This is a genomic window from Streptomyces sp. NPDC057950, from assembly GCF_042887295.1.
GTDB classification, from domain to species: Bacteria; Actinomycetota; Actinomycetes; order Streptomycetales; family Streptomycetaceae; genus Streptomyces; species Streptomyces kaempferi.
The window spans coordinates 1-20,050 of record NZ_JBHVPP010000048.1 but is presented as its reverse complement, the minus strand read 5'-3'; the positions used below and the strand labels follow the sequence as shown (position 1 = coordinate 20,050).

At 67.2% G+C, this 20,050-nt stretch carries 20 protein-coding genes and 6 pseudogenes; 15 read left to right on the top strand and 11 right to left on the bottom strand.

Going from position 1 to position 20,050, the window contains the following annotated elements:
* Positions 1–682 precede the first annotated feature (682 nt).
* Positions 683–958: a hypothetical protein gene (locus tag ACFVTC_RS42390; RefSeq protein ID WP_390135135.1), complete on the bottom strand. Its 276-nt coding sequence runs from the start codon at positions 956–958 to the stop codon at positions 683–685.
* A 36-nt stretch (positions 959–994) separates the two neighbouring features.
* Between ACFVTC_RS42390 and ACFVTC_RS42385 the strand changes: the two are divergent.
* Positions 995–1,603 (top strand): annotated as a pseudogene (locus ACFVTC_RS42385) (transposase); the annotation flags it as partial.
* 52 nt (positions 1,604–1,655) lie between these two features.
* On the opposite strand, the gene ACFVTC_RS42380 reads toward ACFVTC_RS42385, so the two are convergent.
* A complete protein-coding gene (locus tag ACFVTC_RS42380) occupies positions 1,656–2,237 on the bottom strand; it encodes a hypothetical protein (RefSeq protein ID WP_390135133.1) in 582 nt (193 codons plus the stop codon).
* Positions 2,238–2,409: 172 nt separating this feature from the next.
* A pseudogene (locus ACFVTC_RS42375) lies at positions 2,410–2,817 on the bottom strand (transposase family protein); the annotation flags it as partial.
* A 548-nt stretch (positions 2,818–3,365) separates the two neighbouring features.
* On the opposite strand from ACFVTC_RS42375, the gene ACFVTC_RS42370 reads away from it, so the two are divergent.
* From ACFVTC_RS42370 to ACFVTC_RS42360, 3 genes are all read left to right on the top strand, one after another.
* Positions 3,366–4,976, top strand: a complete 1,611-nt coding sequence (locus ACFVTC_RS42370; protein ID WP_390135131.1) for a M48 family metallopeptidase — start codon at positions 3,366–3,368, stop codon at positions 4,974–4,976.
* A gap of 185 nt (positions 4,977–5,161) precedes the next feature.
* Complete coding sequence (locus ACFVTC_RS42365; protein WP_390135129.1) at positions 5,162–5,806, top strand: hypothetical protein; 645 nt, start codon at positions 5,162–5,164, stop codon at positions 5,804–5,806.
* 49 nt (positions 5,807–5,855) lie between these two features.
* Positions 5,856–6,320: a DUF2199 domain-containing protein gene (locus ACFVTC_RS42360; protein WP_390135139.1), complete on the top strand. Its 465-nt coding sequence runs from the start codon at positions 5,856–5,858 to the stop codon at positions 6,318–6,320.
* Positions 6,321–6,378: 58 nt separating this feature from the next.
* Here ACFVTC_RS42360 and ACFVTC_RS42355 read toward each other — a convergent pair whose 3' ends face one another.
* Positions 6,379–6,675, bottom strand: a complete 297-nt coding sequence (locus tag ACFVTC_RS42355; RefSeq protein ID WP_390135128.1) for a hypothetical protein — start codon at positions 6,673–6,675, stop codon at positions 6,379–6,381.
* An 8-nt stretch (positions 6,676–6,683) separates the two neighbouring features.
* On the opposite strand from ACFVTC_RS42355, the pseudogene ACFVTC_RS42350 reads away from it, so the two are divergent.
* Together ACFVTC_RS42350 and ACFVTC_RS42345 are read left to right on the top strand one after the other, a co-directional pair.
* Positions 6,684–7,109: pseudogene (locus tag ACFVTC_RS42350) on the top strand (transposase); the annotation flags it as partial.
* 61 nt (positions 7,110–7,170) lie between these two features.
* The gene (locus ACFVTC_RS42345) at positions 7,171–7,896 is read left to right on the top strand and encodes a DUF6262 family protein (RefSeq protein ID WP_390135126.1); all 726 of its coding nucleotides are present in this window, start codon (positions 7,171–7,173) and stop codon (positions 7,894–7,896) included.
* 25 nt (positions 7,897–7,921) lie between these two features.
* Here ACFVTC_RS42345 and ACFVTC_RS42340 read toward each other — a convergent pair whose 3' ends face one another.
* The gene (locus ACFVTC_RS42340) at positions 7,922–8,722 is read right to left on the bottom strand and encodes a phosphotransferase family protein (RefSeq protein WP_390135124.1); all 801 of its coding nucleotides are present in this window, start codon (positions 8,720–8,722) and stop codon (positions 7,922–7,924) included.
* 167 nt (positions 8,723–8,889) lie between these two features.
* On the opposite strand from ACFVTC_RS42340, the pseudogene ACFVTC_RS42335 reads away from it, so the two are divergent.
* The 5 genes and pseudogenes from ACFVTC_RS42335 to ACFVTC_RS42315 form a co-directional block, all read left to right on the top strand.
* A pseudogene (locus ACFVTC_RS42335) lies at positions 8,890–9,294 on the top strand (NUDIX domain-containing protein); the annotation flags it as partial.
* A gap of 61 nt (positions 9,295–9,355) precedes the next feature.
* Positions 9,356–9,964, top strand: coding sequence for an MFS transporter (locus tag ACFVTC_RS42330; RefSeq protein WP_390135122.1), 609 nt, complete (start codon positions 9,356–9,358; stop codon positions 9,962–9,964).
* Positions 9,965–10,429: 465 nt separating this feature from the next.
* Positions 10,430–10,939: a protein-L-isoaspartate O-methyltransferase gene (locus tag ACFVTC_RS42325; RefSeq protein ID WP_390135120.1), complete on the top strand. Its 510-nt coding sequence runs from the start codon at positions 10,430–10,432 to the stop codon at positions 10,937–10,939.
* Positions 10,933–11,289, top strand: a complete 357-nt coding sequence (locus ACFVTC_RS42320) for a hypothetical protein (protein WP_390135118.1) — start codon at positions 10,933–10,935, stop codon at positions 11,287–11,289. Before ACFVTC_RS42325 ends, ACFVTC_RS42320 begins: the two co-directional genes overlap by 7 nt.
* Positions 11,286–11,651 (top strand): hypothetical protein, encoded by a 366-nt coding sequence (locus ACFVTC_RS42315; RefSeq protein ID WP_390135116.1) that lies wholly within the window; start codon positions 11,286–11,288, stop codon positions 11,649–11,651. Before ACFVTC_RS42320 ends, ACFVTC_RS42315 begins: the two co-directional genes overlap by 4 nt.
* On the opposite strand, the gene ACFVTC_RS42310 is transcribed toward ACFVTC_RS42315, so the two are convergent.
* Positions 11,627–11,860 (bottom strand): hypothetical protein, encoded by a 234-nt coding sequence (locus tag ACFVTC_RS42310; protein ID WP_390135114.1) that lies wholly within the window; start codon positions 11,858–11,860, stop codon positions 11,627–11,629. The two genes, ACFVTC_RS42315 and ACFVTC_RS42310, sit on opposite strands and share 25 nt — an antisense overlap.
* Before the next feature lie 49 nt (positions 11,861–11,909).
* Between ACFVTC_RS42310 and ACFVTC_RS42305 the strand changes: the two genes are divergently transcribed.
* Together ACFVTC_RS42305 and ACFVTC_RS42300 are read left to right on the top strand one after the other, a co-directional pair.
* Positions 11,910–12,206, top strand: a complete 297-nt coding sequence (locus tag ACFVTC_RS42305; RefSeq protein ID WP_390135112.1) for a hypothetical protein — start codon at positions 11,910–11,912, stop codon at positions 12,204–12,206.
* Between the two features lie 46 nt (positions 12,207–12,252).
* Positions 12,253–12,687, top strand: a complete 435-nt coding sequence (locus tag ACFVTC_RS42300; protein WP_390135110.1) for a hypothetical protein — start codon at positions 12,253–12,255, stop codon at positions 12,685–12,687.
* 146 nt (positions 12,688–12,833) lie between these two features.
* Here ACFVTC_RS42300 and ACFVTC_RS42295 read toward each other — a convergent pair whose 3' ends face one another.
* The 4 genes and pseudogenes from ACFVTC_RS42295 to ACFVTC_RS42280 all read right to left on the bottom strand — a co-directional run bounded on the left by ACFVTC_RS42295 (position 12,834) and on the right by ACFVTC_RS42280 (position 16,853).
* Positions 12,834–14,372, bottom strand: coding sequence for an ISL3 family transposase (locus tag ACFVTC_RS42295; protein WP_390135137.1), 1,539 nt, complete (start codon positions 14,370–14,372; stop codon positions 12,834–12,836).
* A 109-nt stretch (positions 14,373–14,481) separates the two neighbouring features.
* Positions 14,482–15,108, bottom strand: coding sequence for a hypothetical protein (locus tag ACFVTC_RS42290; protein WP_390135108.1), 627 nt, complete (start codon positions 15,106–15,108; stop codon positions 14,482–14,484).
* A 127-nt stretch (positions 15,109–15,235) separates the two neighbouring features.
* Positions 15,236–16,131: pseudogene (locus ACFVTC_RS42285) on the bottom strand (ISKra4 family transposase); the annotation flags it as partial.
* Between the two features lie 23 nt (positions 16,132–16,154).
* A complete protein-coding gene (locus ACFVTC_RS42280; RefSeq protein ID WP_390135106.1) occupies positions 16,155–16,853 on the bottom strand; it encodes a DsbA family protein in 699 nt (232 codons plus the stop codon).
* 427 nt (positions 16,854–17,280) lie between these two features.
* On the opposite strand from ACFVTC_RS42280, the gene ACFVTC_RS42275 reads away from it, so the two are divergent.
* Positions 17,281–18,798 (top strand): ISL3 family transposase, encoded by a 1,518-nt coding sequence (locus tag ACFVTC_RS42275; RefSeq protein ID WP_390135104.1) that lies wholly within the window; start codon positions 17,281–17,283, stop codon positions 18,796–18,798.
* A 64-nt stretch (positions 18,799–18,862) separates the two neighbouring features.
* On the opposite strand, the pseudogene ACFVTC_RS42270 reads toward ACFVTC_RS42275, so the two are convergent.
* Positions 18,863–19,072, bottom strand: a pseudogene (locus tag ACFVTC_RS42270) (integrase core domain-containing protein); the annotation flags it as partial.
* Here ACFVTC_RS42270 and ACFVTC_RS42265 point away from each other — a divergent pair.
* Positions 19,063–19,965 (top strand): hypothetical protein, encoded by a 903-nt coding sequence (locus ACFVTC_RS42265; RefSeq protein WP_390135102.1) that lies wholly within the window; start codon positions 19,063–19,065, stop codon positions 19,963–19,965. The pseudogene ACFVTC_RS42270 and the gene ACFVTC_RS42265 overlap by 10 nt on opposite strands.
* Positions 19,966–20,050 lie beyond the last annotated feature (85 nt).

The following is a 20,050-nucleotide window of genomic DNA, read 5'->3' as shown; positions in this document are numbered from 1 at the left end:
CCATGAACGCCTTCGACCTGGCCTTCGACGGCCGCCTCACCGCAGGCCAACTCTAGCCACACCAAACCCAGTTACACCGCTCGCTTTACAGACCCGACCGACCCAACGACCCACCCCTCGCCGCAGCGCCCGCCCAGTAACCCCAACAACCCGAGCAGCAAGGAGCCCCGCACCGTCACCACGGTGCGGGGCTCCTCCGTCCACCGCCGTTGCCGTCAGCGCTGCCGTCAAGCCCTCCAGCGGCCCCACGAAAAGAGGTTTCCGCGGGGCCGCTGGCGTTACTTCCGGGGAGATTTGAAGAAATCGAGTACCGCTTGCCGTTGCATTTCCACCGTCCCCACTTCGACAAACTCTGCTGGCGCAAAAATATCCACCAGGTCAGCGTCGGTCAAAGGTGGCGTCCTTCGCAATGGGTACGCAAGACGGCCATTCGACATCTGTCGCCCCATTCCGGAAGGAAAGACCGTTGGACGAGATCCCTGACAGCAGATCAGAAATCCCTCTTCCTCAAGAGCGAGACGCGCACCCTTGAGACACTCGAAGAGATCACTACCGCCGTACACGCCAGGAATCCGATCAGCTCGGATCAGCCTAATGCTTGGCTCACCCGAATCATCGACTTCAAGGACAAGTGACTCCCCACGACCATCTTCGCTGGCAGCGGCGAGGTGTAGAGTCTCCATCATTTCCCCCGAGGGGCGTAGTTCGGGTTATCCATCCATGTTCCATCGCGCATTCGCACACCGATGATGCGGCTCGGATCGACGCGCCCGGGGACGGCGATTTCCTTTTCGCTAGAGAACGGATTGTCTGGCCATTCGTGATTCACGTCGGCGCCATCAACTCCGTCGATGTGATAGACGTTTCCACCTCGCCCCTTGGCGATTCTCTCGTACTTCGTCGTCGACACATACCCAGAATCTGTGGAATAGCCAGAGGCGTGCTCAATCAGGTCCATGTTTCCCCCGCGCGGTTCAAATCCGCCCTGGAAGATCCCGAGGACGGCGAGCCTGAAGTCATCTTCTGTCTCGATGAGTTCGAACCGCTCAACCTGATGCCCCACCCGGGCCGGCAATGGGCCGAGCGCGGCGGCAAGCACAAAGACCCCGACCGTGAACCACGCCGCAGGCGGCGGGCGACCTACAACCGCTGCGGCGGGGTGCGGCACCTGTTCGCTGCCCTGGACCTGGCCAGGGACAAGCTCTACGGCCACATCAAACCGGTCAAGAAGCGGACGCAGTTCCTGGAGTTCTGCCGCTACCTGCGCAGCCTCCACCCGGACAGCGTCCGCATCGCGATCGTCTGCGACAACTTTTCCCCGCATCTGACTACGAAGAGGTGCCAGCGGGTCGGCACCTGGGCGGCGGCGAACAACGTCGAGATCGCCTACACCCCGACCAACAGCTTCTGGCTCAACCGGATCGAGGCCCAGTTCACGGCCCTGCGCTACTTCACCCTCGACGGCACCGACCATGCCGACCATGCCGACCATGCCGACCACAGGGAACAGGGCAGCATGATCCGCCGCTACATCATCTGGCGAAACCGCCACGCCGACGACCAGCGCCTCCGCAAGGTCGTGACCAGAGCCAACGTCGCCTGAATCCGACCGCGTCGGCGTTCACGGCTGCCGGCCAGGCCTGAACCTTCCCGCATCACATTGCCCTGGCCTGACCGGCCAGCCACTGCTTCACTTCATGCCAGGCAGCCCGCTCCGCCGTCTCGGTGCCCCACCACCAGGTGAAAGGCGAGTCGTTGGACGTCAACTCCTCCCGCCACCAGCCGAGGCTGTCAGCCAGATGACGGCGGGCTACAGGGCCCGTCTCCGCCTCCCAGCGGGCAAGCCACGGGGTGACCGAGGAACTCGCGGTCACGCAGCTCTCGAACACTGCACACGCCGGAATGGGCGGCGACTTCGTCCGCAGGGTCTGCGTCCACCACGCGTCCAGGAATCCGGCCACTGCCCCAGCCTGCTCGCGGGGCCACCGTGACCAGCCTGCCGCGGCCAGTCCGCGGGCCATGAGATCGGACTCGGCCTCGCCCTCGGCGAGCACCACGACGAGCTGCGGCAGAACCCGACGGATGATCGCGGGCTGGTCGTCCCAGTGGAAAGGATCTTTCTGTGCGACCCGGCGGACAAGGTCCGTCGGGAGCGGGACACCGGGAGTCCGCAGCAGCTCGACCTCGCCCTCATCGAAGCACCGGCCGCAGCCGGTCTCGTCCGCTTGGGCCGTCATGCCGGCGAAGGTCTTCGCGACCCTCACCGTCGCAGCGGCAAGGGCATTGCCTCCTGCAGAAATCACCATGCATCCCGTCAAGGCTCCAGCAGGCTGACCCAGCCGAAGAGAGCGACGTTACCAGGCGACAACTCAGCCATCAGAACAGGGCGAACGTTGCCTGACGCGGCACTAGCAAGGTGCGCAGGGCCGTGTGACGCGACAGGCCCATCGCGAGCATCGCCAACAGACGCGATCCCGCACGGCCCGCTAACTCCTTGACCACGGCCTTGATCTGCCTGGTCAGGCGGGTCGTGCGCCGCTGGTATCGCTCCAGCACCCCTGGCAGTTGCTCGCGGAAGGTGTGGTGGCAACCGCGGGTAGGACACACCAGACGTCGAACCCGGACACGCACCACGACCCGCCGGCCGTCGATCGGCAGGTCGGCGACCGTCCGCCAGTGATAGCCGTGCACCCGCCCCGACAACACCCCGCACGCCGGGCAGACCGCGGTCGATCCCGGGGTCCGTGCCCTCACGACCACGCGCTCACCCTCGTCGACCACATCCTCGACGACCAGCGGGGATATCCCCGAAAACACCGTCGCCACCAGCTCGTTGAGACTCTCCACGCTTACATCAACGACCTATGCCACTCTGCGTCACCACCGAATGTGAGACAGGGCCTAGCGAACGGTGGAACTCGGTCAGTTGTGTTCAGCAGCGGCCAGCGGTGATCCGGCGGTCGAAGGCGACGTCGAAGGCTTGGACTGCAGCCTTCCAGCGCATGGTCCAGCGGTTGCGTCCTGTGCCGGGCGGATCCAGGCTCATGGGTCCTTCGTCCTCGTCCGAGCCGGATATCGCGCGGGCGGCTGTGCACTGGCATGGGGAGGAACTCACCCGCCAGCAGCTTGAGGTCTTTTGGTGCATATCCGATCAACCGGACTGGTGGACGGTCACGGTCGCCCGCGCGGGCCCTCGTCCGCCTGGCTGAACGTAGCGAACCAATGCGGTGAGAGCGCCGGCTGCGAGTCCGAGGTAGGTCTCGAGCCGTCGTCTGCTCCCGCGCCAGAAGTTGATCTGCAGGGGTACTATCCGCGCACGCCATTCGCCCGTTCGGGCTGGTCAAACACCGTGGGGAGGATTTCTGATGTCGTTTCGGCTGCGCGCGGTCCGTGCGTTCACGCTGCTGGTTGGCTTCTATCTGATGGGAATCGTTCTGCTGTCGGCCATCGCGGCGGTCGACTGGCTGCTGGTCACCCATCTGTTCAGCGCTCGGGCCGCCTGGTTCGAGGGCACGCTCCTGACCGTCAGCGTCCTGCTGGCGATCGCGATCCTGCGCGGCTTCTTCGCCTTCATACAGGCCGGACGCCTGAGCCCCCTCCCGCACGCACTGCCGGTCACACCACACGACCAGCCCGAACTCTGGGCGCAGATACAAGCGGCCGCGGAAGTCACCGGGCAACGCCCCCCGGACGAGCTCTACCTGGTCGCCGAGGCCAACGCAGGTGTCGCCGAACAGGGCCGCCTGCTGGGACTGCTGCCCGGACGACGCCGCATGCTCATCGGTCTCCCCCTCCTCGACGGCCTCACGGTCCCCCAGCTACGTGCCGTCCTCGCCCACGAATTCGGACACTACGCCAACCTCGACACTCGCCTCGGTGCCATCACCATGCGAGGCCGGGAAGCACTCCTGCACACCGTGGAAGTCTTCGCACAAGGCAGCACCCCGCTCCACCGCACCATCGGCAACCTGTACGTCGGCTACGCACGGATGTTCCTCCGTGCCTCGCAGTCCGTGGCCCGCCACCAAGAACTCGCCGCGGACCAGACGGCCGGCCAGCACGCAGGCCGAGACGCAACAGCCGCCGCATTGCGCGCCCTTCCGATCCTCGCCGCCGCACACACCCACTACCTCGAGACGTATCCCGCAATGGGCAGCGTGCTGGAAGCACTGCCGCCACATGGTGAGGTGCACGCTGGATTCCGCCGGATGCTGGCCGCCCGGACCAGCGAACAGCTCGCTCTTCTCTCCTCCCACCAGCGCCCATCGCGGCCACACCCCTACGACTCGCACCCGCCGACAGACGAACGCATCGCCCTCATCGAGGAACTGCCCACCGACGGACACCCCGACGGCACGACCACCGAGGCGGCCGCGCTGACCCTGCTGCACGACTCCGACCAGGTCTTCACCGCGTTGGAAGCACGCACCCTGCCGACAGAAACAGCCCGATGGCGGCGCATGAGCTGGGACGACCTCGTCATGGCCCGCGCGACAGCAGACGCCGAAACCTGGTCCCAGCCGCTACGCATCGCCACCGCCAGAGCGCTCCGCTCCACGGTGCAAGAAGCAAACAACAGCTCGTCCGCCCACCGAACGTCCTCCACCGACACACAGACCGGCAAGGAGTTGCCCTCCCTGGAAGAGGTCCTCGACGCCTTCGACCGCGGATTGCTGTGGATGGAAATCGCCGACCGCATGCCCAAGCCGCACCAGGCCGCACGGCTGACCGGAGCCTCAGCCCGCAACTTCATCCGGCCCAAACTCTTCGACGCACTCGCCGGCCTGATCCACCTCCATCTCACCGCATCCGGAGACACCAAACCCGACATCGCCTGGTCGAGCCGGCCCGGACTCGTCCTGCCCGAGGCGTGGGAGAAAGGCATGGACGACGCCATCGACCACGCCATCGCCGACACACCCCACACCGCACCCCTACGCGCCCTGCTCACCAGCCCCACCACGTCGAGGGCCTGAAGGCTCGGTTCCCTTTGAATGACGGCGGCACTCAAGGAGTGAGGCCATAGTTCCGCCAGTGAGCGAGTCAGGCGTCATCCGGAAAACCATGGGGTGGGGAACCGTGCCGCGTCGGGATACTAGGCCGGTGAGCAACACCATGGCTGGGCACGAAGCGGATACTGAACAGTTGATGCGAAGGGTCTATGTCGGCCTGCGCCACGACCGCCTCGACCCAGGGAACCGTCGCTCCCTCCTGTGAACTCCTCGACTGGCTCCCGTGCACCGATGCCATCGGCGAGGTCGTCGAGCGGAACCCGGCCGAGGTACCGCGGGAGCAGATGACCGCCCTGGCCCGGCGCATCCTGGACGACGCGGGTTTCGATCCCGCCTTTGATCTCGCTCCCGAGCGGTTGGAGACGTTGCGCGCCGCACTGCGTGTCGTGGCCCGCGATCTGCCCACACGTGGCATCGAGGGCGAACCGGAGATCGAGATTCTGGAGGACTGCTTCCCGGCGGGAGCCGGCGTCCACCTCGCCGACGGACAACGGCTCAACTGGGGCGGCCCCATCCTGCCGAACATGTGCGACGACCCCACCATCGCACTGACCAGCCTGGCGATCCTGATCCAGGAGAGCCTGCTGGAGCGGACCTGGCAGGTCTGGCCAGTGTGCCCCCGGCATGACCTTGGAGTCCACAGCGTGCGGCAGGAATCCGTGTGGTGGTGCGCAGGCGATGGCGGACACACTCCCGCCCCAGTGGGCGTCAACCACCGCGCGGAGTTGTGCCGAGCAAGCCCCCTTCGGATACGGCTGGAGTCCGTCGCTAGGCTCCAGGCCCATGACCAGTGATTTGGGGTTCACCTGCGCGTGCTGCGGGGCCCACCACCCTGAGCTGCCGATGAACTACACGGCCGAGGCCCCCGCCGTGTGGGATCCGGCCTTCACCGACGCTGACGACTGCTTGCTCTCTACGGACCAGTGCGTGGTCCGCGCTCAGCACTACTTCGTCAAGGGCCTGATCGAAGTACCGGTCATCGACAGTGACGAGGTCTTCTCCTGGGGTGTCTGGGTCTCGCTCAGCCGAGAGAGCTTCTCCCGGGCCTCAGACCTGTGGGACAGGCCCGGTCGCGAGGCCGAAGAGCCCTACTTCGGCTGGCTCACCACCGATCTTCCGGTGTACCCGACGCCGACACTCAACCTGAAGACGCGTGTCCATACCCGCCCAATCGGCGAGCGCCCCTTCGTCGAGCTGGAGCCCACCGACCACCCCCTCGCCATCGAGCAGCGCACAGGCATCGGCCTGGAGCGCGTGCGGGAGATTGCGTCGGCCGTGCTCCACACCGGTGACGGCGAGCAGCGCTAATGGTTGACCAGCCCGTATCGCCCATCCCGGTCGCGCCTGCCGGCCTGAGCCGCATGGCTCAGCGGCTTATTGAGACGGAGGGCATCCGTGTTCGTCGGCAGGACATCCGGCGACACCGCGACGCGTTGACCGAGCACGGGATCCCCGCTGCGGAGATCGAACGGGCAACTGCCTTCCAGGACACGAGTTCGCGCTTCAGGCGGCGAGTGCCGTCCTCGAAGGTGTTGCTGATCTGCAGCCACTTCGCGGTGTCCGCGGAGGACACTCCGAGGGTGACCTGTCCGATGCCGCTCAGCTTGGTGTAGCTGGTGTCCTGGACGTATCCGCTGGCGGCGCTCTTCAGCGTGGTCGGCATGCTGAGGCGCCCGTCAGGACTGGGACAGGGTCGCCAAGGCTCTCAAGCCCGTCTGCACCGCACCCGGCGAGGACGCAGCCACGGAACGCTTCCTGGAGTTCCAGGAGGCGTGGGGCGCGAAGTATCCGGCGATTGTGAAGCTGTGGTCGCACGCCTGGGCCGAGTTCGTGCCCTTCCTCTCCTTCGACGTCGAGATCCGCAAGGTCATCTGCAGCACGAACGCGATCGAGAGCGTCAACGCACGCATCCGCCGAGCTGTTCGCGCCCGCGGGCACTTCCCCAACGAGGCCGCCGCCCTCAAGTGCATCTACATGGCGCTGATGAGCCTGGACCCGACCGGGAAGGGCCGCAGGCGGTGGACCATGCGCTGGAAAGCGCCCCTCAACGCGTTCCAGATCGCCTTCGAGGGACGCCTGACCCCGAGCAACAACTGACCATCAACAACCAAGATCAGCCGTTAAATTGACACACCCGCACGACGGACTGGACGGCAGCATGAGGCCCACCGTCCCCGAGGCCGCCATCGCCGCTCGGAAGCGCCAAAGTGAGGAGAAGCTCGCTTGGGTAGAAACTGCGATCCGCCACCTACGCCGCGAGCGCGGACGTCTCACTGTCAAGGCGATCGCTCAGCGCGCGGGCGTCTCCGCCACGTTCCTCTACGAGAACGCCGGCGCCCGCGTCCTCGTGAAGAACGCGGTCGCCGACAGCCGCAGCCGCCACGACCAGAGGAACCAGCACGAACACGATCGCGTTGAGGCCACCTGGCGCGAGCGCGCACTCAACGCCGGGGCGGAGCTGGCCCGAGCCCAGAAGGAGGTACGCACTCAGCGGCAGCGCATCGGTGAACTCATGGGTGAACTGCGCGACTTCGACCAGATGGTCCCCGGCGAGTCGGTGCAGGCTCTCACCACCGAGAACACCACCCTCAAACACCGGATCAACCAGCTCACACAGGAACACCGCAGGCTCCAAGAACGACTCGAAGGTGCCCGCTCCAACCTCCGCTTCGCCGACAAACGCATCGCGGACCTCGAGGTCCAACTCCTGGAACAGGAACCCTCATGCACCCCGCCCCTGGTTCCGCCGCAGTCACTCTCGACCGCCGGACGATCCACGCCCTCGCGTCGGTCATTAGGCAACTGGAAGCGTTCCTCGACGAGTGCGACGGGGTCGTTTCTCATGGGCCACCGGGGACGACACGGCACCAAGAACGGCCGGTGAGTCTGTCCACGAACGTCCGGGCCGGTCAGTTCAGCAGGGCAGCCGTGAACGTCTTGCGGTGGTCCACCAGCCAGGTCTGCATGCGGTCCCAGCGTTCCCATCCACCACGCTCGGCCAACGCCTGGAGAAAGACAGGGTCTCCGCCGGCCACGCGGCGGGCGACGAAGGCCCGGCAGACCTCCGTGGCCTGCTCGATGACGCCGGGTAACTCTGCGCGGTTCCCCGCCGAGAGGCCGTAGCTGTCGGCAAGAATCCGCAGTCGTGCGGCCGCATCCAGCCCGGGGGGATAGAGAGCGGCCGCAGACCCGGGATCGAGCATGGGCACCCAATAGCGGGCAGTCATGGCGATGTCCCAGAGGGCACGGCCCGGAGCCGCCAAGTCGAAGTCGATCACGGCCGCGGCACGACCGTCGCGGAAGACGACGTTTTCCGGGCACACATCGTTGTGGCACAACATCGTTCCTCCCTCCGGGTCGGCAAGGTCCGGGGGCCACTCGGCACGGGTGTCGACCGCGACGACCGCGCTGGTCTCATGCAGGCGCCGCAGCAAACTCCCCACGGATTCGAGGGCAGAGCTCGTCATCGCCCAGTCCGGGAACGGTGGCAGAGCCACGTCGCCAGGGATGAAAGTCAGCTGCTCACGGCCATCTGCGGTGAGACCGACAGGGCCCGGCGCCGCGTCGAAGCCGTGCTCCTTCAGCGCAAGGAGATGGGCATGCAGGGCACCCGCGTTACGCGGTGCCGGTCGCTCCACCAACTCCCCCCGGCGGAAGACCGCCCCCGCGTTCGCCATCCCGCCGACCAAGGCCTCGTCTTCAGGCGTCATGAGGATCACGCTATCGCCAGATCGACCCTGCGCGGGCCGGCCCGCAAACTCGGCACAAGAAAGCGGCCGGTCAAAAGACTGGTACCGCGCCCGGGCCGACTTCACCAGGAGGCCACGCTGCAGATCTCGAATCGGCCCTCGCTGGCAGCCCACCACGTCACGTGTGGATGGGCAACACAACACCCCAGCTCAGAGCCGACCCGGTCACGTCCATGGTCGGTAAATACAACGGCGCCGGCCGCTATCTGTGGCATCTGAGGGATATGCGTGAAGGCATCTGGGAGCCCGGGGTGTTCGCCCTCCTGGGGGGCGGCCGCGAACTGGGTGACCGGTGCCTGGAGGAGACCTTGCGGCGGGAGCTCGCCGAGGAGACCCCCGGCCTCGACCCTGTGGGCCTGACGCCCTACGCGGTGGAGGAGGCGACGAGCGTCGACGGGCTCGCGGTGCCGATCCAGGTCTACACGGCCCAGTGGAGCGGGCACCCCGACACGGCGGACCTGCACGAAGGTATCCTCCTGCAGTGGTTCGCCCCCGACATGCTGGACCGGCTGCCCCTGAGCCCCGGCCTTGGTGACCTGATCCGACGGCACGCGGCCGAGCCCCCCGGCGCTCTACCTGCTGAGGACTCTGGAGATGAGCGCGACCGCCTTCGGCGTCGTCCTCGGCCTGGGCACCCTGGGCGCGGCCGCCGGTGCGCTGGCCGCCCTCGCGCTCGCCCGCCGATACGGCCCGGGGCCAATGATGACGACCGCGCTGGCAATCACCCCGCTGGCCCAGATCCCGCTGCTGCTCGCCTCCCCCGGCCCCCGCTGGCAGATCACCATCGTGGCGGCGCTGGTCGTGCAGCTGGCCTGCGCCGGGGCCGCGGGCACCACCCAGCGGTCGATCCGTCAAATCATGACCACACGAGGCATGCAGGCGCGGATGCAGGCCGTGAGCACCTGGCTGACGTCCGGTGCCCGCCCCGTGGCCGCGCTGCTCGCCGGCGGGCTGGGAACGTGGCTCGGGGTGCGACCCGCTCTGACCGCCGGTACCTTCCTGCTGCTCGCGCCTCTGCTCGTCTTCACCAACTCCCCGCTGCGCGCGCTGCGGCAGATGCCGGACCCACCGACGCGGCCCGGCCCAGCCGCCCCGCCCGTGCAGTCGCCGCCCGCGCCACGGACGGCGCCACCGGAGGTGCCCGCGGCCACGCAGCCTGAAGATGCCTGGCTCGATCGCTCGCACGGGGGCGATGCCCCGTGAACGAGCTGCAGAACGCGGCAGAACCTTTGCCCTCTGCGGCTTTCGAACCGTTTGATCCCCCCGAGGGCGCCGTGCTGTCCGACCCCGCTGCACCAAGTGTCCCTCCTCTGCCGCGTCGGCCTGCCGACGACGTATCCCAGGGGAAGGCCGCCCGGGCGGCGATGGTCGCCCGCCTTGAGGAAGAAGGGGTTCTCGCACCGGGCCTGATCCGCGACGCCCTCCTCGCGCTTCCCCGTGAAGTACTGATGCTGCAGGCGTACGTCCGCCGCAGCGGCCCGGGCGAGGAGCCGCCACGGTGGGATCTGCTGGACTGGTCGGCGCCGCAGGACCGCTCCGAGCTGCTCGGGCTCCTGTACGGCGGGGGCAGTGTGCTCATCCAGCACGACGGGGAGCCGCTGCTGGGCCGGGCGCGCGAGACGCGGTCGGGGGCCTCGATCACGTCGACGTCGACCGTGATGAGCCTGGATGCTGGAGGAGCTGGATCTGCGCCCGGGGCTTCGGGTGCTGGACGTCGGGACGGGCGCGGGGGTGACCGCCGCGGTGGCCTGCCAGGTCTGCGGCGACCGGGGCGTGGCGACCCTCGACCGGGACGAGCACCTCACCGCCGCGGCCGCCGGCCGCCTGGCCGATCTCGGCTTCGCGCCGCAGGTGGTGTGCGGTTCAGGCGAACAGGGCGTCCCAGGACGGAAGTTCGACCGCATCTTCGTGTCGTACACGGTGAAGCGCGTACCGGCGGCCCTCGTCGAACAGCTCGCGCCGGGCGGCACGTTGCTGGCGCACGTCAGTAGCGCGTCCCCATCGTGGCCCGGCCTTGCCGTCGTGGAGCGCACCGCCGACGGGAAGGTCCAGGCGGAGCTGCGGGCCGTGGAGTTCGCCACCGGGCCGGGCACGGCATGGAACGGATCGGGCTCAGCGCGGAGTTCCGTCACCGCATCGCCACCGATCCGGGCACCTGGACCCAGCGAAGAATGCTAGCGCCGCCGGCGGACACAGACCGCGGCCTGTGGCTGGCCGCCGACCATCTCCTCGGCGGCCTGGTGCGGGACTTCGACGCCAAACATCTGGCGATCGGCGCACCCGGCTGCGACTCGTGGCTGCGTGTCCACCCGGTGAGCCACAGCCGATGGGACGTCACCACCCAGGCACCACGCGACATCTGGAAGGAACTCCAGGACCTGTCCGCCCGGTGGCGTGCGGCCGGCAGCCCCAGCCGCTACCGCCTCCTCTTCGAGCCGGACGACAACCAGCAGGCCGTATCGGCATGCGGCCGCCTGTCCTGGCTGCTTCCCGCCCTCCGCCCGATCGATGAAGGATCCGCCCCGTGAGCTATCCCGAAGATCCCTTCCCCGCGCTGCCCGCAGAGCAGGCAGAACTGTTCGCCGCGGCCGCCGCCGGGTACGACCGCTACCGGCCCGGCGTGCCGGCAGAAGCGGCCGAGCTGCTGGCCGACACCCTCCGCGACCTTCCCGATCCGACACTGCTGGACCTGGGCACCGGCACGGGACAAGTCCCCAAGGCCCTGCTCAAGGCTCTGCCCTCCCCCGCCCACATCGAAGGGGTCGACTGGAGCCAGCAGATAGCGTCCTCTTCGCGATGCTCCGCGACGGAACCGTCTACGAGCCCCAACCAGCTGCGGCCAGCTGAAGAGTCCAGACCGCTCGGTCAGTCCTCCGGCCGAAGCCGCTGACGAGCGGCCTCAAGCCGCTGGTCATAGTCAGGCGCGAACAGCTCAGGAAGCGCCTTGTCCAGCGCTCCGGCGATCCGATGGATCGGCGCCCACACCGCCGGATCGTCGACAACGCGGCTGAGGTCCGTCATCTGGAGCCTCTCCAGCCATTGCGACAGCACCAGGGCCTCGTCACTCGTGAGCTTGATCGTGACCTGGCTATCACTCATGCACACCCCTCCGGCTCAGCCCGCCCTCGACCGCACGAACCTACTGGCCTTGGACCTTGACCAAACACATAGGGGCACCCCCCGGCCCTCGCCCCGCACCGTCGCTGGCTGGATCCTGCGCCACCCCGACTCCCTCTCCGAGGTCGATCAGCTCCGACTCAAGGCCGTCATGGCCCCCTGTCCCGAACTGGAAGCCCTCGCCGGACATGTCCGCTCCCTCGCCCAGAATCTCACCGAGCGACAGGGTCAACGGCTGCCCGAGTGCTCGACGCAGTCCGCCAAGATGACCTGCCCGGCCTCCGCACCCTCGCCGCCGGCATCGATCGCAGTGCTCCTCGCTCCATGACGTGAAACGCTTCCGAATAACGATGAACCCCACCGCAGGAGCGCGAATGTCTAGGACCGCCGACATCGATCTCGTGTTCGCACGAGCCGTCACCGTACACGCCGTGGTGCGAGCTCTGGCCGGTGAGGGGTGGTCGCTGCAGGAACCGCTTGGTATCTCCTACGTGGTCAACAACGACGACCTGTTCGACTGGCAGTCGACTTCAACCGACCAGGCAGCTGAGGTCCTGGCCCTGGTTGATTCACCGGCCAACGTCGACCACCACGTCGGTGTCTGCATCTATCACCCAAATGCGGAAACCGGTGGCCAACTACTTTTTCACGCTGGCCGATCGCGCTGTTCCTTCATCCCGACGATCGACCGGCGGAGCCTCTCTGGAGCACCAGCCCTCACGGACATGGCCTGGTATTTGACCGAACTGGTGCCGCCCCTGCTTACCCTGGGGCTGGCCAGCTACGAAGCGAGAGACCTTGCTGACTGAGACTCGTTCGTCAGCAACTCTCGGTCGACACCCGGGCAGCACGCGTATACGGAAAGCCCTCGCTGCCTACCCAGCCGGTGTCACTCACAGCCACGCGATCACGGAAATTGGCTCTGTCGCTGTTTTGGGGGTGGGTAGCTTCTTGATCATGGTGAGAGCAGGATGCGGCGCCGTAGGAGATCGAAGTTCGCGCGGCCATACATTTGTCTCTTCAGCAGCTTGATCCTGGTGACGTTGCCTTCGACGGCCCCGGAGGTGTAGGTCGTGGTCAGGGCTGCCTGGATGGCCGCGCGGTCGCGTCGCATGCCGTTGGCCAGGGTCCGGAGTTCGCGTTGACCGTCAAGGCGGACGTCGGCGATCCAGACGTCGAGGGCCAGGTGCTCGTTGCGGCGTTCGCGGACCATGAGTGCCAGGCGGCGGGCGTACTCGATGGTCGTCTCCAGCACGCGATTTCGCTCGCAGAGTTCCTCGAGCCTCTTTCGCTCGAGGTCTGTGAGGTGCTCGGGCCGACGCATGATCCAGTCCGTGACCCTGCGGACGGTCAGGCGAGGCGAGGGTGTGGTGGCCGGGATCGCACCGACGCGGTAGGGCTTGAGGTGCCGGCGGACCGTGTTGACGTCACCCCGGTAGCCCAGTCGCTGGATCTCCCTGGCGAGCGCGGAAGCATTCGTGCAGCCTTCCAGCCAGCGATGGTGCAGGTAGATGCGGTAGTCGTCGATCAGAGTGGGCCGGTTGACGGCTGCGACGAGGAGTTCGTCGACTTCTTCGGCGCGTGCGAAGCGGTTGACCGTGCCGCGGCTGAGCTGAAGATCGCGTGCGATAGCGCGAAGGCTGTCACCCCGGGCGATGCGTTCGTGGATCTGCTGGTGGCGTTCGCGAGTGCGGGCGACCAGAGGTCGTGGGCGTCCGTGGATGTCCAGCTCGGTGCGGCCGTGGCCTTCAGGCCTCGGGTCGTCGTCGGTCGGGCCGTCGTGGGTGGTGAGGGGTTCTCGCAGGTCGGCGCGGTGCCGCCCGATGACGCGCTCGACTGCTTGCGCCAGGTTGTTCAGGAGGTGCCAGGCATCTGCGACCTGTCTGGCCTGAGGAGCACCGGCCTGGGCTCCGTCGCGGAAGGAGCCAGCCCTGTCGCGGCAGATGATCCGGACCTCAGGGTGATCCCGCAGCCAGGACGCGAAGGTGGCCGCGGCCCGGTCGGCCAGGACGTCGATGGGACGGTGGGTTGTCATGTCGATGAGGATCGTCGCGTAGGTCCGTCCTCGTCGAACGGCGAACTCGTCGACACCGAGATGCGGCATCAGTCCCGATGAGGGGAGCGGAAGTGCCCGGATGAGCCGGAGCAGAGTGTCCTTGCAGGTGTCGATGGCCATCCTCTGGAACAGGCGGGAGCCAGGTCGGCCGCCCAGGAACAGGGCCACGTCCGTGACGTGGGCGGTGAGAGTCTCTGTGCGGCGTGCGTGGCGACGGGTCAGGGCCGGTATCTGTTCGGCGAACGTCCGACGGGCACAGTCCTCGTTCCCGCACACGAGTCGGCGCGCTCGCAGTTCGATTCTTACGCGCCGGCCCGGCGACCGGTCTATCCGCCAGCGTCCGCTGGTAGCAGCAGTGCACCTTCGAAGATCTCTGCCCGCATCCGGAACAGGCCGCCGACGCTGCCCGTGATCGCACCGCGACCCGGGCCGCGGTATCCGTCAGCACCAACTGGTCGACCTTCACCCCGACACCAGGCAGCAGAAGGTCCGCAATCTGAGCCGGGTGTAGTTCTCCTTGAGGGACGTCCCTGATTAGGCGGTTGAGTCAGCGGTGCAAGACTTCCTGTACTGCTCGTCCGCGGCGGACGTCCCTGAACAGGACGTGGCCGGAGCCTGCTGGCTCCGAGCAGTGCGGACCGTGGAGGTCGAGGTCCTCAAGTTCCGTGGGGAGAACGAAGTGCGGCCCGACATACGCCGGGTCGAAGGTGATGCTCACCCTCGTGCCGCTGCCTTGCGGTGGATGGAACGCTTGGGGAGCGGTGAGAGGCCGGATGCCGGTGTGGACTTGGCGCAACCCGCGCCCTGCGCACCACATCTCAACGGTCATCCGCCCGGACAGCGCGGCAGCAGTGGCCAATAGCCACCACTCGGGCCCAAGGAGGGAGCCGAAGTATCCGAGGACGGGAGCATCGGAGTCCACCCAGGCGTGAGGCTGGTCCATGGATACCGTGAAGCTGTTGTCGCTGGTGATCGCGAGGAGACCGCGCAGTGTGTGGTCCCCGGCAACGTTTGTCGCTGGATGAAGGACATGGCGCCCCACCGCGCATAGCAAGTTGGCTGGCAGCTTCGGATTTCCAGGTCCCACCCCGAAGTACATACTCGGGCGTTTGCGGACGGCAGCATCGAACTCGAGCACCTCGATGTCGGCCGCGTCATACGAATGGTCCGTCACGACCACACGTTATCGGCCTGACAGGCCCATCTGAAGGTGCGTTCGAAGGCGGAAGTGCCTCGGGAGCCCTGCAGGTGGGACGGGTATTGACTACTTTGGCGGGCCGGCCCGTCCGCTCAGCCTCATGTCAGGCCCTGAGTTCGTAGTTGTGCTGATCGGGGGTGGGATAGACCCGGTCGTGCTCGCGGGCGAGGTGCAACGCCCAGTAGTTGTCGAAGTCGCCGTTGTCGATGAGAGCGCGGAGCTTGAGTACGGCTTCGGCGCCCTCAATCGGGCCGGTGGCGATCGGCCAGCCCGCGGCGAGCGCAGTGTCGTAGCGGAGGTGGTCGAGGTGGCCGGTGAGGTAGCGGACGCAGGCGTCGGCGCCCTCGCGCCGGGTTCCGTGCAGCCCTGTCTGATCCGCTTGGGCGGCGATCTCGGTCGCAGCGCGTGCGGCCTGGCCGTGGAGGATCGTGGTGAGGTGGCCGGCGACCCAGGCTTCGGCCTCGGGGACGCCGGGCTTGTGGAAGCAGTGCGCCGCGCCCCAGACGTACTCGGCCACGTGGACGAAGTCCAGCAGGATGTGCACTTTGGCCTCGCGCCGGTCGGCTTCGGTCTGGATCAACTCGAGCTGGTGGCGGGCTCCGTCGACCAGCACCACCCAGTCACGCAGATGATGCCGATCACGGGCATGGGCCTGGTCGAACGCTGCCGCGATCACGTGCTCGGGCGGGTGGATCAGGGAGCTGGTCAGCCATTGCGGTGGGCTTTGGGCCCTGGCCGCGGTGTTCGATCGGTGCTGCGGCCCTCGGGTGGGGCGATCACATCGTGCGGCCGTCGCGCAGCTGGATCGGCGTCGAACACGCAGGCCAGCGTGGCCATCCGCTTGCGGTGCGGCTTCTCGCCCGGAGCCAGCCTCGTGCGAAGCGCTCGCTGGCCGTTCAGGTGCGCCATGAGCGTCGCGGGCCGCAGCGCCTCGGGCCGCATCACGATGCCCTTGCCGTCGACCTGGACGACGAGCGCGGTGGCGGCGGTCGACGGGGACCCACGAAGGAATTGCCGCATGTTCAAAGGACGGTCTGTTCCCAGTCCTCGGGCTTGGCGTGGATCTCCCGGAGGAGATCGGCGAAGGTATCGCTGTCGAAGAGCAGGCCGTTGTATTCCGCCGGGATCCGCTTGTCGTTGATCACAGCGGTGGGCGTTCCCGGCCCCTCCGGGTCCTGCGCACCCCCGGCCCGCTCGTACGCCTTCTCGGAAGTGGTGACGAAGGAGCGGTACTTCATGCTCTTGACGGCCGCGTCGAACGCCGCACCTCGCAGCCCCTTTACCTGGCCGGCCAGTTCCAGCAGACGGGCGTCGGTGAACCCATCAACGCTCTCCTCGGGCTGGTTGGCATAGAGCACCTCGTGGTACTCCACGAATTTGTCCTCCTCCAGCGCTGCCCGCAGTGCGTTGACCGCCTTCCTGGAGCCGCTGCCACCGAGCCTGTCGTCCAGGAAGGAGGCCAAGGTGTATTCGGTTGTCGCCCGGCGGGCCAGCATCGCTTCCCGCAACTGCGGGGAACCACCCGTGGTCTCGAACTTCTCGCAGACCGGACAACGCGGATCCTCATACAGATGCACGGTCACCCTCGCATCCGGATCACCCACCACGATGGTCGTGCCGTCCTTGCCGAGCCTCTCCGGCAACTTCCTCGCGCTCCCGAACGCCGGTCTGGCCTCAGCCGACCGGTGCCCGCACCCCGCCAGCACCAGCACTGTGGCCACGCACAGCACAGCCCACCGCCCCCCACGCACCATGCGCCATCCCCTCCCGAAGAACAGCCAGACCCTAGATCATCTGCTCAGCACGTGCCCAGCCCATTTCGCACGGGAAACGGCAACGGGTTCACCACTTCGACACCTTTGCCCGAACTCGCCGCAGAACGCGAAAGTCGGCTCAACGCCGCGTCCGCACCAGCAGATACAGGAAACATGGCGCGCCGAAGACCACAGAGACCACGCCCCCGCCCTGTTAGGCACGGGCGATGAGCGCGCGGTCCAACACCCAGAAGGTCGGTCTTGCAGGCCAGCACCATACCCAGGAGCAGGGACACCGGCCCCTCGGGGGTGTGTCATTTAACGGCCCTGTCTCATATTCGGTGGTGACGCAGAGTGGCGAGGTGTAGTTGGTATCCATGTGAAGGATGTCAACATGTCTGTGCAGACGGTGTTTTCAGGACTGTTCCCACTGGTCATCGAGGATGTGGTCGACGAGGGCGAGCGAGTCGTGGTGCGGGCACGGACTCCGCAGAACACTGCGGTCTGTCCGGTGTGCGGGGCGTCGTCGGGGCGGGTGCACGGCTATCACTGGCGGTCCGTGGCTGACGTGCCGGTCGACGGACGGCGGGTGGTGGTCCGCGTGCGGGTGCGACGTCTGGTGTGCCCCACCGGCGGCTGCCGACATACCTTCCGCGAGGAGGTGCCCGGAGTCCTGGACCGATACCAGCGACGCACCACCCGCCTGACCAGGCAAGTCAAGGCGGTGGTCAAGGAGTTGGCGGGCCGGGTGGGGGCACGTTCGCTGGCGATACTCGCGGCGGGCGTCTCGCGCCACACGGCTCTGCGCGCCCTGCTGCGGATCCCGTTGCCCACCGGGCGGACGCCCCGCGTGATCGGCGTCGACGACTTCGCCCTGCGCCGGCGGCACCGCTATGCCACCATCGTGATCGACGCCGAGACCCACGAACGGATCGACGTACTGCCCGACCGGACGGCCGACACCTTGGAAGCGTGGCTGCGCGAGCATCCGGACATCGAGATCGTGTGCCGGGACGGCTCCGCGACCTACGCCGAGGCCCTCCGTCGCGCCCTGCCCCGTGCGACGCAGGTCGGTGATCGGTGGCATCTGTGGCACAACCTGTGCGAAGCCGCCTTGAGCGAGGTCAAGGCGCACAACACCTGCTGGGCCACCGTACTGGACGCGCCTATCTATGACGGACCCCGCGGCCAGACCACCCTGGAGCGCTGGCACCAGGTCCACGGTCTGCTCGACCAGGGCGTGGGCCTGCTCGAATGCGCCCGCCGCCTGGAACTGGCCCTTAACACCGTCAAACGCTATGCCCGCGCCGATCGGCCCGAGCGGATGCTCCGCGTCCCCAAGTACCGCGCCAGCCTCGTCGACCCCTACCGCGAGCACCTGCGCAAACGCCGGGCCGAGGATCCCGGCGTCCCCGTCAAGCACCTGCTCGAAGAGATCAAAGCCCTCGGCTTCACGGGCTGCCTGAACCTCTTGCACAAGTACATCAACCAGGGCCGCGCGGACGCCGACCGCAGCCACGTCTCCCCGCGCAGGCTCGCCCGGATGCTGCTGACCAGGCCCGACAACCTCAAGGCCGAGCAGCACGAACTCCTGGCCAAGCTCACCGCCGCCTGCCCCGAGATGACTCAACTGGCAGCCGGCATCAGGGGCTTCGCCCCGCTCCTGACGCCGCGCACGGACAACGCCGACGCGCTCACGCGATGGGCCACCCAGGCCCGCGGCGCTGACCTGCCCCACCTGCATGCAACTCGAGGTCTGGAACGAGACCGTGAAGCCGTAAACGCCGCCTTCACGCTTCCGTACAGCAACGGCCCCACCGAGGGCGTCAACACCAAGACCAAACGGATCACACGCCAGATGCACGGACGAGCAGGCTTCACCCTGCCCCGCCACCGCATCCTCCTCGGATAGCCGCACGCTCCGTCACCACCGAATGTGAGACAGGGCCGTTAGATTTAGACTCCCCCCCTCGGGGCTAGGTGTATTGACCCGCAGCGTTGTTGATGCGGGTGATCGGGGGCTGGCCTCCGAGTGCGGTGTGGCAGCAGTGGTGGTTATAGGTGTGGAGGAAGTCTGTCAGGGCCGCTGTCCGTTCGTCGTTTGAGGTGTAGGGCCGTTGGTAGGCCCATTCGTCAAGCAGGGTGCGCTTGAAGCGTTCGACCTCGCCGTTGGTCTGTGGCCGGTAGTTTGCCGCAAGACGAGGAGCGGTTCTTCATCGACACGTTGGCGGAGTACCAGTGGTCTCGCGATGTGGCGGGGCTAGCGTCCTCCACGCTGGAGAACCTGATCCGGCCCGTCGTCGAGGTCTGCGACTACTACCGCCTGCCGCCGTGGCGGATCACGTCGCGGCACGTGGACCAGTACTTCGCCGGGCCTGGCAAGTGCGCGGGTTCTACGGTGCGCCAGAAGATGACGCGGATCGATCACTACTACGCGTTTCCGGAACAACGCTATGGCGGGGAGGTGTTCCGGCGCTTCGGTGCGGTGGTCGAGTCGCCCGTCGAGCCGTTCAACCGGCCGGCGCACCGCGGCGACTACACCCAGCGGATACCGCCGTCGGCCCGTGCGGTACGTAGGTTCTTCGCAGCCTGGCGTGCGAATCTGCCAAACAGCAGAAAGCTCGCGGTGGCCTGCCGCGACTACGCGATGGCGAAACTGGCGTACGTCTCCGGGGTGCGTGCCTCGGAGTTGTGCGGGATGACGATGAGCAACCTGCACTGGGAGTACGGGTCGTTCGGCCGGTTCGAGGTCATGGGCAAGGGGGCCCGCCGTTCCGGGCCGCGTCCTCGGGAGGCTGTTCGCCGCAGGTCGAGAGCTGCTGTAGTGGTATGTCGAGGAGGCGCGCGGCTCGTTCTGCGACAACCCGGAACACCCTCTGGCGCCGGTGTGGCCCTCGGAGCGGCTGCCGGACAACGTCGCGAAGCTCAACGTGAAGGTGGCTCCAGCAGTGACGCCTTCGACCTTCCGCAAGGCCGTGGGCAGGGCCTCCGACCGGTATCTCACCGGCCCGGTGTCCGGGCTCCATCCGCATCTTCTGCGGCATGCCTGCGCGACGCACTACTACGAGTGGGTCTGTAAAGCGAGCGGTGTAACTGGGTTTGGTGTGGCTAGAGTTGGCCTGCGGTGAGGCGGCCGTCGAAGGCCAGGTCGAAGGCGTTCATGG